Source organism: Streptomyces coelicoflavus (genome assembly GCF_003112555.1).
Lineage (GTDB): Bacteria > Actinomycetota > Actinomycetes > Streptomycetales > Streptomycetaceae > Streptomyces > Streptomyces coelicoflavus.
Window position 1 is genome coordinate 76,540 of sequence record NZ_BEWB01000002.1, and the last position, 13,340, is coordinate 89,879.

Consider the following 13,340-nt stretch of genomic DNA (forward strand, 5'->3'; position numbering starts at 1 on the left):
CGAGGGGAGCCCCGAGGCTCCGGTCCGATGAACCCATGATGCGTCATGGGTGGAGGAAGTGCCGCGGGAGCCCGGGGCGTTCCCCCTCCCGGGGACAGACGCCGGGAACTTGTGTTCCGTTCCGGGAGTCGGTCATGAAGGGACAATGTGTGAGGGACGTATCAGCGAACGGTGGAGCGGATGGAACGCACGAAAACGGAACTTCCCGGCGGCGCGGGGGGCGGCACGGGTGGTTCCGGCGGCGCGGGGGCGGGCACCGGCGGCGGCGCGGGCGTGGTGCGTGACCGGGCGATGACGTCCTTCAGCCCGGCCGACGAGGAGAAGCGCCGCGGCGTGCGCCGGATGAAGCTCACCGCCACCGGCCTGCTGCTCTTCGTCGCCGTGGTCTACGTCCTGGCCGAGTGGGCCTCCCACCGGGGCGCGGGCGCCTGGGCGGGCTATGTGTCGGCCGCCGCCGAGGCCGGCATGGTCGGCGCGCTCGCCGACTGGTTCGCGGTCACCGCCCTCTTCCGCCACCCGCTCGGCATCCCCATCCCGCACACCGCGATCATCCCGAAGAAGAAGGACCAGCTGGGCGTCTCGCTGGGTGAGTTCGTCGGGGAGAACTTCCTCTCCGAGGACGTCGTGCGCCACCGGCTGCGCGCCGTCGGCATCGGCAGCCGCCTCGGCGCCTGGCTCGCCGTGCCCGAGCACGCCGACCGGGTGACGGCCGAGCTGTCCGCCGCCCTGCGCGGCGCCCTCACCGTGCTGCGCGACTCCGACGTCCAGGCGGTGGTCGGCGAGGCGATCACGCGCCGGGCCGACGCCCAGGAGATCGCCCCCGGCATCGGAAAGATGCTGGACCGGGTCGTCTCCGACGGCGGTCACAAGCGCGCCGTCGACCTGATCGTCTCCCGCGCCCACGACTGGCTGATCCTGCACGGCGACTCCGTGATGGACGCCGTGCAGGGCGGGGCGCCCGGCTGGACCCCCCGGTTCGTCGACAAGAGGATCGGCGACCGTGTCTACAAGGAGCTGCTGCGCTTCGTCACCGAGATGCGCGACATGCCCGCCCACCCCGCGCGCGGCGCCCTCGACCGCTTCCTCACCGACTTCGCGGCCGACCTCCAGTCGGACACGGAGACCCGGGCGCGGGTGGAGCGGCTGAAGACCGAGGTGCTGGGCCGCGGCGAGGTCCAGGATCTGATCGCGTCCGCCTGGACGGCCGTACGCTCCATGATCGTCTCGGCGGCGGAGGACGAGCGCAGCGAACTGCGGCTCAGGGTGCGCGCCTCGCTGCTCTCCCTGGGCGCCCGGATGGCCTCCGACCCCAAGGTGCAGGGCAAGGTCGACGGCTGGGTGGAGGGCGCCGCGGTCTACGTGGTGACCACCTACCGCAAGGAGATCACCTCGCTGATCACCGACACCGTGGCGGGCTGGGACGCCGAGCACACCACCAAGAAGATCGAGGCGAACATCGGCCGCGACCTCCAGTTCATCCGCATCAACGGCACGGTGGTCGGCTCGCTGGCCGGGCTGCTGATCTACACGGTCTCCCGCATCCTGGGGGCGTAGCCCCGGACGCGGCGCGTGGCGTGGCCGGTCCCGGGCACACGTGAGGCGTTCGCTCGACGGAGAGCCCGACGGAGAGGGTGCCATGGCAGCAGAAGCGTCGTCGTCGGGCTCGGTGCCCGCCTCCACCGGGACGGTCACCACGGCCGTCCCCGCCCGGCTCGACCGGCTGCCCTGGTCGCGCTGGCACTGGATGATCGTGATCGGCCTGGGCACCGTCTGGATCCTGGACGGCCTGGAAGTCACGATCGTCGGCAACGTCGCCGGACGCATCGCCGAGGACGGCAGCGGCCTCGACATCAGCTCGGCGCAGATCACCGGCCTCGCCGCCGCCCTCTACGTGGCGGGGGCCTGCTCCGGCGCCCTGTTCTTCGGCTGGCTGACCGACCGGCACGGCCGCAAGAAGCTGTTCATGCTGACCCTGGTGGTCTATCTGGCGGCCACCGCGCTGACCGCGGTCTCCTTCGAGACCTGGTGGTTCTTCCTCTTCCGCTTCCTCACCGGCTTCGGCATCGGCGGCGAGTACGCGGCGATCAACTCCGCGATCGACGAGCTGATCCCGTCCCACTACCGGGGCCGGGTCGACCTCATCATCAACGGCAGCTACTGGCTCGGCGCGATCGGCGGCGCCCTGCTGTCCATCGTGATGCTGGACACCGACATCTTCGCCAAGGACGTCGGCTGGCGGCTCAGCTTCGCGCTCGGTGTGGTCCTGGGCCTGGTGGTGCTGCTGGTGCGGCGGCACGTCCCGGAGAGCCCACGGTGGCAGTTCATCCACGGCCAGGGCGAGAAGGCCGACCGACTCGTCTCCTCGGTCGAACGGGAGATCGAGCAGGAGAAGGGTGAGAAGCTCCCGCCGCCGGCCGGTGAGATCACCATCCACCAGCGCAAGTCCATCGGCTTCGGCCTGATCGCCAAGACCGTCTTCCGCCGCTACCCGCGCCGCGCGGTCCTCGGCCTGTCCCTCTTCATCGGCCAGGCCTTCCTGTACAACGCGATCACCTTCGGCTTCGGCACCATCCTCATCACGTTCTTCGACGTGCCGACCGGCAGCACCGGCTACTACTTCGCCGTCATCGCCGCGGGCAACTTCTGCGGCCCGCTGCTCCTCGGCCACCTCTTCGACACGGTCGGCCGCCGCATCATGATCTCCAGCACCTATCTGGTCTCCGGCCTCCTGCTCTTCGGCACGGCCTGGCTCTTCGACCGCGGCTCGCTCACGGCGACGACCATGACGGCCTGCTGGTGCGTGGTGCTGTTCTTCGCCTCGGCGGGCGCCTCCAGCGCGTACCTGACCGTCTCCGAGATCTTCCCCATGGAGACCCGGGCCATGGCCATCGCCTTCTTCTACGCCCTCGGCACCGCCGCCGGCGGTATCAGCGGCCCGCTGCTCTTCGCCGACCTGACCGAGTCCGGCGTGGTCGGCGACACGGTCCTGGCCTTCCAGATCGGCGCCGGCCTGATGTGCGCGGCCGGCCTGGTGGCGGCGTTCCTGGCGGTGAAGGCGGAACGCCGCTCACTGGAGGACATCGCCGAGCCGCTGTCGACGGCGGCACCGGACGCGCCCGGAACAGAGGGCTCCGGCGCGAAGACCGCGTAGCGTCGCACACGTCGACCCGAACCCGGCCGGCACAGTCGTCGAGGAGCCCTCCGATGAGCATCCGCAGGATCGTCCCCAACATCCACGTCGAGGCCGAGGAGCAGTGGAACACGAGCCGCGAGTTCTACGGCCTGCTCGGCTTCGAGGAGGTCATGGACATGGGCTGGGTGACGACCCTGGCCTCCCCGTCCAACCCGACCGCCCAGATCAGCCTGTTCACCGAGGAGCGCACGGCGCCCGTCGTCCCCGACCTCAGCGTGGAGGTGGAGGACGTCGACGCGGTCTACGACCAGGTCGCCGCGTCGGGCGCCGAGATCGTACGGGAGCCGCGGAACGAGGAGTGGGGCGTGCGGCGCTTCTTCGTACGGGCCCCGGACGGCCGGGTGATCAACGTGCTGACCCACCTGTCCTGAGCCGGCGTCCCTCCTCAGGCACGCCGGTCGGCGACCGCCCAGGAGGCCAGCGCCACCGCGCCGGCCACACCGAACACGGCGGGCCACGCGCCGACCTTCTTGGCCAGCGGGTGCGACCCGGCGAACCCGGCGACGTACGCCGCCGTCAGCGCGCCCGCCGCCCTCCCGCCGGCCCGCTGCCGCCACTGCTGCGCGGCGGCGGCCCCGGCGACGGCGAGCACGGCCCCGCCGAGCTGCCGCTTCTTCGTCCAGCGGGCCACGCCGTACCCGCCGACGAGACCGCCCGCGGCGACCACCGCGCTGGGAACCTTCGCCATCTCTGCCTCCTGCTCCGACCGCGGCCGGACCTGCTCCGGCCGTACCGACTTGTCGGGACCGAGGCTAATCCCCGCCCCTTTCGGCCGAACAACGAGCCCTGATCGTGACACTTCCGGGTATCCGCTCCGTTGGGGAGGGGGACGAGCCCCGGAGGAGACCGATGACCACGCAGCGCCCCCGCACCTACGACCCGCCCCGCCCCCGGACGGTCACGGTGGACGGCGGCCGCGTCGCCTGCTGGGAGTCGGGACCGCCCGACGCCGAACCGGTGGTCCTCCTGCACGGCTACCCCGCCGACCACCAGTGCTGGCGCCACCAGGTCCCGCCCCTGTCGGCCCGGCACCGGGTCGTCACGCCGGACCTCCTCGGCTGGGGCGCCTCCGACCGCCCCCTCCACCTGTCCTTCGACTACGACACGGAGGTCGCCCGGCTCGGCCGGCTCCTCGACGCGCTGGGCCTCGGCTCGGTGAACCTGGCCGGGCACGACTACGGAGGCTTCCTCGCCCTCGGCCTCGCCCAGACCGACCCCGCGCGGGTACGGCGGCTCGCGATCCTCAACAGCCGCGCCCACGCCACCTTCACCCGCCGCTGGTACGCCGTGTTCAGCCTGCTCGGCCTCGTCGGACGCACCCCCGCCCTCCGCGGTCCGGCCACGCGCCTGCCCTACGCCGCCCTCCACCGCCGCGCCTTCGCCCCGCTCGTCCGCGCCGGGCACCTGGAACCCCGCGTCCTGGACGGCTACGTCGGCTGGATGGCCACCCCCGAGGGCCGTCGCTGGCTGCTCCACTACTTCGGCGACTACCGCACCCCGGCCCGCCCGGAACTGCGCCGGGGGCTGGGGGACATCGCCTGCCCGACGGCGGTCGTCTGGGGCCGCGCGGACCCGTACCTGAGCCCGGCGATCGCGACCGGGCTGGCCGCGTCCGTGCCCGGCGCCGAGCTGACGCTGCTGGACGGCGCGGGCCACTGGGTGACGGACGAACGCCCGGACGCCGTGACGGCGGCACTGGGCCGGCTGCTGGAACGCACCACCCCGATCGGGTGAGACGCAGGTCACATGCGGGCCGTGCTCCGGCCTGTCACATCGCGCCGTCGGCATCCGTCGTAGCTGTGTACGACCGAGAAGCCGATCAGGCACCGATGGAGAGGAAACCGTCATGGAAGCGCGTCTCAACATGTTCGCCAGCCCGCTCGCCGGCAAGATCCTGCGCCACATCAACTCCGCGGGCAAGGCCGTGACCGACTCGACGCTGCCGGCCGCGACCCAGGAGCTGGTCAAGATCCGCGCCAGCCAGATCAACAGCTGCGGCATGTGCCTCGACATGCACACCAAGGACGCCGCGAAGGCGGGGGAGACCTCGCTGCGCCTCAACCTGATCGCCGCCTGGCGGGAGGCCAAGGTCTTCACCGACGCCGAGCGCGCCGCCCTCGAACTGACCGAGCAGGGCACCCGCATCGCCGACGGCGGCGGCGTCACCGACGAGGCCTGGGCGAAGGCGGCCGAGCACTACGACGAGGAGCAGCTCACCGCCCTGGTCGGGCTGATCGCCGTCATCAACACCTACAACCGCCTGAACGTCATCACCCAGCAGCCGGCCGGCGACTACGAGCCGGGGATGTTCGGCTGAAGCCGTCGGCTCCGGCCGGACATCCCCGGCGCCCGGTCCCGCTCGCCCGCCGCTCAGCCGGCGTGCAGCAGGACCGGGAGCCGCTGGTGGCCGTTGCTGATCAGGGAGGGCACGGGCGGCAGCTCCTCGGCCGGGTCCGCGAGGCGGATGTCCGGGAAGCGGCCGAAGAGACTCTCCAGCGCGAGGGTCACCTCCATGCGGGCCAGCGGCGCGCCCAGGCAGAAGTGGACGCCGTGGCCGAAGGCCAGGTGCTCCTTGACCGTGCGGGTCGCGTCGAAGGTGTCGGCGTCCTCGTGCCAGTCCGGGTGGCGGTTGGCGGCGGCGTACGAGGCGAGGATGGCCTCCCCGCGGGCGATGGTCCGCCCGTCCGGCAGGGCGATGTCGGTGACCGCGAACCGCAGCGGCAGATGCTTGACCGCCGGTTCGTGGCGCAGCGTCTCCTCCACCACGTCGCCCCAGGTGACCTCGCCCTTGCGGACGAGTGCGAGCTGGTCGGGGCGGGTCAGCAGGGTGTGCGCGGCCTGGTCGATGACGTTGACGGTGGTCTCGTACCCGGCGCTGATCATCAGCAGCAGTGTGTCGCGCAGTTCCTCGGGCGAGAGGTGGTCGCCGTCGCCCTCGTCGTCCCGCGCGGCGATGAGCAGGGACGTCATGTCGTCGCCCGGTGTGGCGCGCTTGGCGGCGATCAGCTCGTCCAGGACCCCGTACAGGCGCACGGTGTTGGCCTGGGCCTCGGCCTGGTCGAGGGTGGTGTCGAAGACGCCGTCCACCAGGGCACGGAAGCCGTCGCGCCGCTCCTCGGGCACGCCCATGAGGTGACCGATGACCGCGATCGGCAGCGGATAGGCCAACTCCTGCCGCAGGTCGACGGGTTCGCCCGTGGGAAGCTCCGCGAGTCGGTCGACGAGCCCGGTCACCATCCCCTCCACGGCAGGCCGCATCGCGGCTATCCGGCGGGCGCTGAACGCGGGCGCCACCAGCCGGCGCAGCTTGCGGTGGTTGGGGCCGTACGCGGTGAACATGTTCTCCACCGCCACCCACAGCGCCAGCGGCCAGGTGGTGACGACCTCGCCGAAGGCGGGCCAGTGCGCCCGGGCGTCCTTGGAGACGTCGGGGCTGGTGAGCAGCTGTTTGAGCAGGCCGGGGTCGCTCACCGACCAGGCCTCCACCCCGAGGACGTCCACCCGCGTGGCCGGGCCGCCCTCCCGCAGGGTGCGGTGCTCGGCGTGGTGACCGGCGCCGGTGGGGTCGAGGACGAGGGCGGGCTGCTGGGTCGCCATGACCTGGCTCCTTAGTGTGCGGCGGGTTGCGCGGCGGGGAAGGTGGCGGGCAGGGATTCGAGGGCGCGGTGGAACGGGCCGGGGCGCCAGGCCAGTTCGGCGAGCGGGCGGGCCAGGTCCGTCTCCGGCAGCGCGTCCAGGAGATGGGTGACCGCGGTCTCGGCGATCAGGTAGGCGTGCGAGCGGGCGGGGCAGGTGTGCGGGCCGGTGCTCCAGGCCAGGTGGGCGCGGTTGCCGCCGTGCTGTCCCGCGGGCACGCCCTCGGTGAGGGCCGGGTCGTTGTTCGCGGCCGCCATCGAGATCACCACCGGCTGGTCGGCCGGCAGCAGGACGCCCTCCACGTCGATGGGGTACGGCGGGTAGGAGATGCAGTAGTTGGCCATCGGCGGGTCGGTGTAGAGGACGGCGTCGAGCGCGTCGCGCACCGTGGAGAGCCCGGCGTGCAGGTCCGCGGAGAACTCCTCGTCGGTGAGGATCTTCAGGATCGTGTTGCTGATCAGGTTGGTCAGCGGCTCGATCCCGGCGCCGTAGAGCGTGACGAGCTGGTGGCTCATCTCCTCGTCGGTCAGCTCGACGGGGTGCAGGGCCAGCCGGGACGTGATGTCGTCGCCGGGGTGGGCCCGGCGCAGGGCCACCAGGTCGGACACGGCCCGGGCGAGGATCACGTTGCCCTGGTCGGCGTTGGTGGTGTCGAAGATCTTCGCCATGCCGTCGGCGATGCGCTGCCCGATCTCGTCCGGGCAGCCGAGCAGCGCGCTCAGGACGCTGAAGGCGATGGGGAACGAGTACTGGGTGAGCAGGTCCGCCGAGCCGGTCGCGCGGAACCCGTCGATGGCACCGTCGGCGACCTTCTCGACCAGGGCGCGCAGCCCGTGCTGGTCGACCCGGTCGATGGCGTGGGTGTTGGCCGACCGGTAGCGGGCGTGCTCGGCGCCGCCCGAGCGCAGCGCGTTGGGCCGCCACTCCATCATCGGCCGCACCGGGCAGGTCGCCGGGATCAGCTTCTCCCAGGCGCGCGGGTCGGCCGGGAAGTGCAGCGGGTCGTTCAGGATGCGGCGGGCCTGGTAGTAGCCGATCACCAGCGTCGCGGGGACGCCGGGCGCCAGGTCGACCGGGACGAGCGGGCCGTGGGTGCGGCGCATGCTCCGGTAGGCGGCGTGCGGGTCGGCGGCGAACTCCGGTGCGTACAGGGCGATCCGGCCCGGCGGACCGGGGGGCGCGGGCTCGGCGGAGGGCAGCGTCATCGGCGGGACTCCAGGAGGGCGGCTGGACGGTGCTCGGTGAGGTACTCGGTCAGCGTGATCAGGGCGTGCAGGGAGGAGATGCGGTCGCGGGCGTCGAGGTACGTCAGGGGCGTGGCCGGCTCCAGGGCCAGCGCCTCGCGCAGCTCGGCCTCGGGGTACTCCGGGGCGCCGGGGAAGGTGTTGATGGCGACGGCGTACGGGATGCCCGCGCCGTCCAGCAGACCGAGGGCGTCGTGGGAGGCGTCGAGGTCGCGGGTGTCGGCCAGGACGAGACAGCCGAGGGCGCCCTCGGCCAGGTCCTCCCACAGCGGCTGGAAACGGGACTGACCCGGCAGCCCGAACAGGTACAGCGCGAGCCGGCCGCCGGCCATGTGGATGCGGCCGAAGTCCATCGCCACGGTGGTCGTCGTCTTGTGCGGGGTGCCGCGCAGGTCGTCCACACCGGTGCTGGCCTGTGTGATCGGCTCCTCCATCCGCAGCGGCCGTACCTCCGAGACGCTGCCGATCAGCGTCGTCTTGCCGACGCCGAAGCCGCCCGCGACCACGATCTTCGCCGACCGGGTCACCGTGGCGGGGACGTAGGTGACGGCCCGTCCGGACTCGTCGGTCCGGTCGGCCCGGTCAGACGAGGGAGCGCAGTCCACGGAGTACCTCCTGCAGCAGGTCGAAGTCGGGCTGGTCGTCGATCGCGGCGACCGGGCTGGAGAGGTGGCCGGAGTCCATCAGCGAGGAGACGAGGATGCGCACGGTGGAGGGCGGCAGCTCCAGCGCGGCGGCGATGTCGGCGACGGCCAGTCCGCCGTTCGCGCCGGCGAACAGCCGCATCACCCGGCGGGCGTCCGGGCCGAGGGTGTCCGTGGGGCCGGTCGCGGCGATGACCACGCTCTCCAGGCGCACGTCCTCGCGCGCACGGATCCGGCCCTGGGTGCGGACGTAGGGCCGGACCATGTCCGGGTCGCGCCGCGGCCCGCTCATACCGGTTGGCCGCCGTCCGCGACCGGCACGCGCTCCTCCGTGCCCAGCTCGTGCCCCACCCGGGTGGCGAGCCGCACCATGTGGTGCGAGATCAGGCCGACGTCGGCGTCGGGGCCGGTCGTGCACACCGACAGCATGGTGTTCTTCGCGGCGGTGGTCGTCAGCCCGATGCAGCCGACCGACTCGATCAGCAGCTGCCGCATCCCCGCGCCGCCGGTGAACTCGTCCCAGGCCTTGCCCGCCGCGCGCAGCGCCGCCGTCAGCGCGGCGAACCGCTCCCCGTCGTCCTGGCCGATCGTCTCGGTGCGGGCCTTCAGCAACCCGTCGCTGCTCATCAGCACGGCGTACCGGACGCCCTCGACGCTGCCGAGTTCCTGGTCCAGCAGCCAGCCCAGGCTGTTGGTGTGTGTGTCTTGCACGATCAGTGTCCTTCGTCGTCAGCGCCGTCGTGGGGGGTGGGATGAGCGGCGGGGGAGTGGATGGCGTCGGCGGAGGTGGGCGAGGGCCGCTCCCCCTCCCGGCCCCGGCGGGTGCCGGCCGCCCAGGCGGCGGCGACGGCGGGACGGCCGGGCTCGGTGTCGTCGGGGACGGCGGGGCGGCGTACGGGGGCGGGTGCGGGGGAACGCCGGCGGACGGTGAGGCCGCTGGCGGTGGTGGTGGCCGCGGGAGCGGAGGCGGGGGCGGGGCTGGGCGTGGCCGCGCGGGCGGGGGCCGAGACGGCGGGACCGGGCTCGGGGGCGGGTGCGGCGACCGGCTCGGGCACGGGTACGGGTGCCGCGGCCGGGGCGGGCTCGGGAGCGGGCGTGGCGGCCGGGGCGGGCGCGGCGGCGTCCTCGGGCACCGCCTGTGCCGCCTGTGCCGCTTGTGCCGCGGCCTTCGGCGGCAGCGCGCGGTTCACGGCCGACGGCACCGGCTGGGCCGCCGACGGGTCGACGACGAGGTTCTTCGGCAGGACGACCATGGCCCGGGTCCCCTGGTAGATGTTGGGCGCGGTCAGCTCGACGCGGAAGCCGTAGTTCTCCGCCAGCAGGGACGCGACGCGCAGCCCGGTCTGGGGGTGGGCGCCGAGGCGGGTGATGTCGTCGCGCTGCTCGCCGGACATCACGTCGCTGGCCCACAGCAGCCGCTCGTCGTCCATGCGCAGCCCGGCGTCGTCCACGATCAGGAAGCAGGCGTGGTGCCCCTGCTCCAGCGAGACGTGGACACTGGCGGCGGGCGGCGAGTAGCGCAGGGCATTGTCCAGCAGTACGGCGAGCGCGTGCACGACCGCCTCCACGGCACGGCCCTCGACCACCACGGACCCCATCTCGGGGTGCTTGATCCGCTCGTACCCCTCGATCCGGCCCATGGCCGCCCGCACGATGTCGGTCAGCGAGGTGGCGGGCCAGCGCCGGGACAGCTTGTCCCCGGCGAGCACGGAGTAACCGGACGCGGTGAGCAGCATCTGCTGCGCGAGGTGGTCGATCTCCACGAGCGTCGCGTACGCCTCGTCGGAGATGTGCCGCCGTACACCCTGGCTGACGGCCCGGCCCAGCTTGGCCGAGCGGGCCACGACGTTGTTGGCGAAGCCGCGCACGGCGGCCCGGGCCACGCCGACGGACTCGTGCCGTACCTGCGCGATCTGCCGCGCGGTGTCCTGCCGCACCTGCTCGGCGGCGTGGGCCGCGGCCTGCTGGGCGGCGGCCCGCTCCCGCGCCCGTACGTCGCCCACGGCGGCCGCCACCGCGCCGGGCACGGCGCGCAGCCGCTCGGCGAGCGGGGTCCCGTCGAGCTGCGCCGGCACGGGCAGCCCGCCCTCGGGTCCCGTACCGCCGGGCCCGCCGTTCGCCGCCGCCGGGATCACGGTGGCGGCCAGTTGCCCCACGCACTGCTCGGCGGCGACGAGTTGCAGGGTGAGCCGGTCGGCGTGCTCGCGCAGCTGCTCGGCCCGGCGCCGGGCCTGCTCGCCCTTGCGCCGGAAGTACCACGCGGCCCCGACTCCGGCCACCGCCAGCACGGCGGTGGCGGTCACTATCAGTTCAGTCATCAGGTCCTCACGGATCGGAAGCCGTCGGTGTGGGCGAGGTGGCCGAGGCGGGACGGCGCACGGGGGCGCGGCGGAGGGGCGGTGCGCTGCGACGGGTGCGCGGGCCGGCCCGATGCCGGCCGGGCTCTCAACGGGCCCCGGCGGACCGGTGTCTCCCATGGGCACCCGGTGCCGCGGAGTCGGCAGCGGCGCGGGCGGCGACGAAGGCGCACGACATGGAACTCCCAGGAACACGCGAGGACCGGTACGAGCAGGGGGCGCCGACGACGCGGGCTCGAAGCGGGACGGGAACGCGCACCCCCGGCCACCACCTCGAACTCCCGTATCCGCGACCGGCGTTCGACGTACAGGAGGGGACACTACCGCTTGTGCTCACACGTCGTGTCAACCTCGTGACTACCAGCCGGAACCGCCGGGGGTTTGACGCGAAAAATGCCCGGATGGCGACCGAACACCAATGGCTGAAAAGGGAGTTGGTCCAAAGCGTGACGTGCTGGTAGTGGCGCCCCGGCCGTGGCTCAGCCGGCGTCGGCGAGACGCTTCAGCCACTCGTTCAGCAGCCGCCGCTCCGCGTCGCTGAGCGACGTCTGCTCGGGCAGGGTGGCGCGCAGGGCGCGGGCGGCACCCTGCGGGCCGGGGTCCCGCACGGCCGGTCGTTCGTTGGTGACGGCGGCGACCATGGACTCGCGCAGGGTGGTGAAGAGGGCCGGATCGCGCCGGTCCTCGGGCTGGGACAGCCAGGTGAGCACCGCGCCGCGCGCCGTGGCGTGGATGATCTGGGCCGCCAGCTCCTCGTCCACCCGGAGCCATCCGCCGGCGGCGAGCCGCCGCATGCGGCTCATCAGGATCTCCATGCCGGCCTTGAAGGCGGCCGAGCCCGTCCGCGCGGGTTCGGTGTACATCAGCGTGTACAGCGCGGGATTGGCCAGACCGAACTCGACCGCGAGGTCCCAGCCGTTCCGCAGGTCCTCGATCGGGTCCCGCGGGTCGGGGTCGACGTGCTTGGCGGCGAGGAAGCTCGCGAAGCCGTACTCGGCGACCGCGTCGAGCAGTCCGTCCTTGTCGCCGAACAGCCGGTAGATGGCCGGCGGCTGCAGCCCCGCCGCCTCGGCGACCGCGCGCGTGGTGACGGCGTCGCGGCCGCCGTGCGTCAGCAGGTCGATGGCGGCCTCGATGACCCGCTGTCGGGTCTGGTCGGAACGGGATGGCATGCAATCAACGATACCGCGGTCGTGTTGCCATCGTGATTATCGCTGTTACCGTAGGAGTGATATCACTGGAAACGGCGAAGCGGTATCGCCGTACACACTCACCGTGGACATGTGGAGCACATCATGATCATCGTGACCGGAGCCACCGGACAACTGGGACACCGGATCGTCGAGCACCTGCTCACCCGCGTGCCGGCGGAGCGGGCCGGCATCAGCGTCCGCGACCCGGAGAGCCCGCGGGCGCGGGCCTTCGCCGACCGGGGCGTACGCGTCAGGCGGGGCGACTTCACGGACGCCGAGAGCCTCGCACACGCCTTCGAGGGCGCCTCGCAGGTCCTCGTCGTCTCCGTGGACAAGCTGGGTGAGGAGTGCGTGAAGCAGCACCGCGCCGCGATCGAGGCGGCCGTCGCGGCGGGCGCCCGCCGCATCCTCTACACCAGCCAGATGGGGGCCGGTGCGGCCTCCCGCTTCCAGGCCTGCCGCGACCACGCCGCCACCGAGCAGATCCTGCGCGACTGCGGGATCCCCTTCACCGCACTGCGCAACGGCTTCTACGCCGCCAGCGCGACGCGCTTCCTCGACCACGCCCGGGAGACCGGCGAGATCGTGCTCCCCGCGGACGGCCCGGTCGCCTGGACCACGCACGCCGACCTCGCGGAGGCGACCGCCGCGATCCTGGCCGACGAGGGCCGCTTCGACGGTCCCACGCCGCCCCTCACCGCGGCGCGGTCGTTGTCCTTCGACGACATCGCGGCCCTCGCCACCGAGGTGACCGGCCGCACCTTCACGAGGACCACCGCACCCGGGGCCGGCTTCCGCGACCAGCTGGTCGCCCAGGGCGTCCCCGCGCACTACGCCGACCAGCTGCTGGGCATCTTCGCCGCCGCCCGCGCGGGGGAGTTCGCCCCCACCGACCCGACGCTGGGCACGCTGCTGGGCCGGGAGCCGGCGGGCATGCGGGAGGTGCTGGGGGAGGCCCTGCGGTAGGACTGCGGGAGCCCTGCGGCAGAGGGCTGCGGGAGGGCCCGCGGCCAGGGTGCCGCGGGAGCCGGCGCCTCGCCACGGCGGCAACGGCGGCGCTCCCCGGCCCCCTG

14 protein-coding genes are annotated in these 13,340 nt (G+C 73.1%); 6 read left to right on the forward strand and 8 right to left on the reverse strand.

Features of this window, described 5'->3' with window-relative positions:
- Positions 1–180 precede the first annotated feature (180 nt).
- The 3 genes from Sco07f_RS00580 (at position 181) to Sco07f_RS00590 (ending at position 3,564) form a co-directional block, all read left to right on the forward strand.
- Positions 181–1,554, forward strand: coding sequence for a DUF445 domain-containing protein (locus Sco07f_RS00580; protein ID WP_108986629.1), 1,374 nt, complete (start codon positions 181–183; stop codon positions 1,552–1,554).
- An 82-nt stretch (positions 1,555–1,636) separates the two neighbouring features.
- Positions 1,637–3,151, forward strand: coding sequence for an MFS transporter (locus Sco07f_RS00585; RefSeq protein WP_087790780.1), 1,515 nt, complete (start codon positions 1,637–1,639; stop codon positions 3,149–3,151).
- A 53-nt stretch (positions 3,152–3,204) separates the two neighbouring features.
- Positions 3,205–3,564, forward strand: coding sequence for a VOC family protein (locus Sco07f_RS00590; RefSeq protein WP_007450063.1), 360 nt, complete (start codon positions 3,205–3,207; stop codon positions 3,562–3,564).
- Between the two features lie 14 nt (positions 3,565–3,578).
- On the opposite strand, the gene Sco07f_RS00595 is transcribed toward Sco07f_RS00590, so the two are convergent.
- Positions 3,579–3,881, reverse strand: coding sequence for a hypothetical protein (locus Sco07f_RS00595; RefSeq protein ID WP_054100802.1), 303 nt, complete (start codon positions 3,879–3,881; stop codon positions 3,579–3,581).
- 161 nt (positions 3,882–4,042) lie between these two features.
- Here Sco07f_RS00595 and Sco07f_RS00600 point away from each other — a divergent pair, with 161 nt between their 5' ends.
- Together Sco07f_RS00600 and Sco07f_RS00605 are read left to right on the forward strand one after the other, a co-directional pair.
- Positions 4,043–4,927 (forward strand): alpha/beta fold hydrolase, encoded by an 885-nt coding sequence (locus Sco07f_RS00600; protein WP_108986630.1) that lies wholly within the window; start codon positions 4,043–4,045, stop codon positions 4,925–4,927.
- A 112-nt stretch (positions 4,928–5,039) separates the two neighbouring features.
- Positions 5,040–5,510 carry a carboxymuconolactone decarboxylase family protein gene (locus Sco07f_RS00605; RefSeq protein ID WP_108986631.1) on the forward strand — a complete coding sequence of 157 codons (471 nt, stop codon included), beginning with the start codon at positions 5,040–5,042 and terminating at the stop codon, positions 5,508–5,510.
- A gap of 53 nt (positions 5,511–5,563) precedes the next feature.
- Here the strand turns inward: Sco07f_RS00605 and Sco07f_RS00610 are convergent, their stop codons facing one another.
- From Sco07f_RS00610 to Sco07f_RS00640, 7 genes are all read right to left on the reverse strand, one after another.
- On the reverse strand, positions 5,564–6,790 hold the full coding sequence (locus tag Sco07f_RS00610; RefSeq protein WP_108986632.1) for a cytochrome P450 family protein: 1,227 nt from the start codon (positions 6,788–6,790) through the stop codon (positions 5,564–5,566).
- An 11-nt stretch (positions 6,791–6,801) separates the two neighbouring features.
- Positions 6,802–8,034 carry a cytochrome P450 gene (locus Sco07f_RS00615; RefSeq protein WP_108986633.1) on the reverse strand — a complete coding sequence of 411 codons (1,233 nt, stop codon included), beginning with the start codon at positions 8,032–8,034 and terminating at the stop codon, positions 6,802–6,804.
- Positions 8,031–8,678 carry a GTP-binding protein gene (locus Sco07f_RS00620; protein ID WP_174855291.1) on the reverse strand — a complete coding sequence of 216 codons (648 nt, stop codon included), beginning with the start codon at positions 8,676–8,678 and terminating at the stop codon, positions 8,031–8,033. The genes Sco07f_RS00615 and Sco07f_RS00620 overlap by 4 nt, the downstream gene beginning before the upstream one ends.
- Positions 8,656–9,009: a DUF742 domain-containing protein gene (locus Sco07f_RS00625; protein ID WP_007450035.1), complete on the reverse strand. Its 354-nt coding sequence runs from the start codon at positions 9,007–9,009 to the stop codon at positions 8,656–8,658. Before Sco07f_RS00625 ends, Sco07f_RS00620 begins: the two co-directional genes overlap by 23 nt.
- Positions 9,006–9,428, reverse strand: coding sequence for a roadblock/LC7 domain-containing protein (locus Sco07f_RS00630; protein WP_007450033.1), 423 nt, complete (start codon positions 9,426–9,428; stop codon positions 9,006–9,008). Before Sco07f_RS00630 ends, Sco07f_RS00625 begins: the two co-directional genes overlap by 4 nt.
- A gap of 2 nt (positions 9,429–9,430) precedes the next feature.
- Positions 9,431–11,035: an ATP-binding protein gene (locus tag Sco07f_RS00635; RefSeq protein ID WP_108986634.1), complete on the reverse strand. Its 1,605-nt coding sequence runs from the start codon at positions 11,033–11,035 to the stop codon at positions 9,431–9,433.
- A gap of 518 nt (positions 11,036–11,553) precedes the next feature.
- Positions 11,554–12,246 carry a TetR/AcrR family transcriptional regulator gene (locus Sco07f_RS00640; RefSeq protein WP_108986635.1) on the reverse strand — a complete coding sequence of 231 codons (693 nt, stop codon included), beginning with the start codon at positions 12,244–12,246 and terminating at the stop codon, positions 11,554–11,556.
- 123 nt (positions 12,247–12,369) lie between these two features.
- Between Sco07f_RS00640 and Sco07f_RS00645 the strand changes: the two genes are divergently transcribed.
- Positions 12,370–13,233, forward strand: coding sequence for an SDR family oxidoreductase (locus Sco07f_RS00645; protein WP_108987052.1), 864 nt, complete (start codon positions 12,370–12,372; stop codon positions 13,231–13,233).
- The last annotated feature ends 107 nt before the right edge of the window (positions 13,234–13,340 follow it).

What these genes read in the sequence shown, in the direction of transcription:
- Sco07f_RS00595 (WP_054100802.1), bottom strand. Translation starts at nt 3,881, where the DNA reads ATGGCGAAGGTTCCCAGCGCGGTGGTCGCCGCGGGCGGTCTCGTCGGC.
- Sco07f_RS00580 (WP_108986629.1), top strand. Translation starts at nt 181, where the DNA reads ATGGAACGCACGAAAACGGAACTTCCCGGCGGCGCGGGGGGCGGCACG.
- Sco07f_RS00635 (WP_108986634.1), bottom strand. Translation starts at nt 11,035, where the DNA reads ATGACTGAACTGATAGTGACCGCCACCGCCGTGCTGGCGGTGGCCGGA.
- Sco07f_RS00590 (WP_007450063.1), top strand. Translation starts at nt 3,205, where the DNA reads ATGAGCATCCGCAGGATCGTCCCCAACATCCACGTCGAGGCCGAGGAG.
- Sco07f_RS00645 (WP_108987052.1), top strand. Translation starts at nt 12,370, where the DNA reads ATGATCATCGTGACCGGAGCCACCGGACAACTGGGACACCGGATCGTC.
- Sco07f_RS00640 (WP_108986635.1), bottom strand. Translation starts at nt 12,246, where the DNA reads ATGCCATCCCGTTCCGACCAGACCCGACAGCGGGTCATCGAGGCCGCC.
- Sco07f_RS00610 (WP_108986632.1), bottom strand. Translation starts at nt 6,790, where the DNA reads ATGGCGACCCAGCAGCCCGCCCTCGTCCTCGACCCCACCGGCGCCGGT.
- Sco07f_RS00605 (WP_108986631.1), top strand. Translation starts at nt 5,040, where the DNA reads ATGGAAGCGCGTCTCAACATGTTCGCCAGCCCGCTCGCCGGCAAGATC.
- Sco07f_RS00625 (WP_007450035.1), bottom strand. Translation starts at nt 9,009, where the DNA reads ATGAGCGGGCCGCGGCGCGACCCGGACATGGTCCGGCCCTACGTCCGC.
- Sco07f_RS00600 (WP_108986630.1), top strand. Translation starts at nt 4,043, where the DNA reads ATGACCACGCAGCGCCCCCGCACCTACGACCCGCCCCGCCCCCGGACG.
- Sco07f_RS00585 (WP_087790780.1), top strand. Translation starts at nt 1,637, where the DNA reads ATGGCAGCAGAAGCGTCGTCGTCGGGCTCGGTGCCCGCCTCCACCGGG.
- Sco07f_RS00615 (WP_108986633.1), bottom strand. Translation starts at nt 8,034, where the DNA reads ATGACGCTGCCCTCCGCCGAGCCCGCGCCCCCCGGTCCGCCGGGCCGG.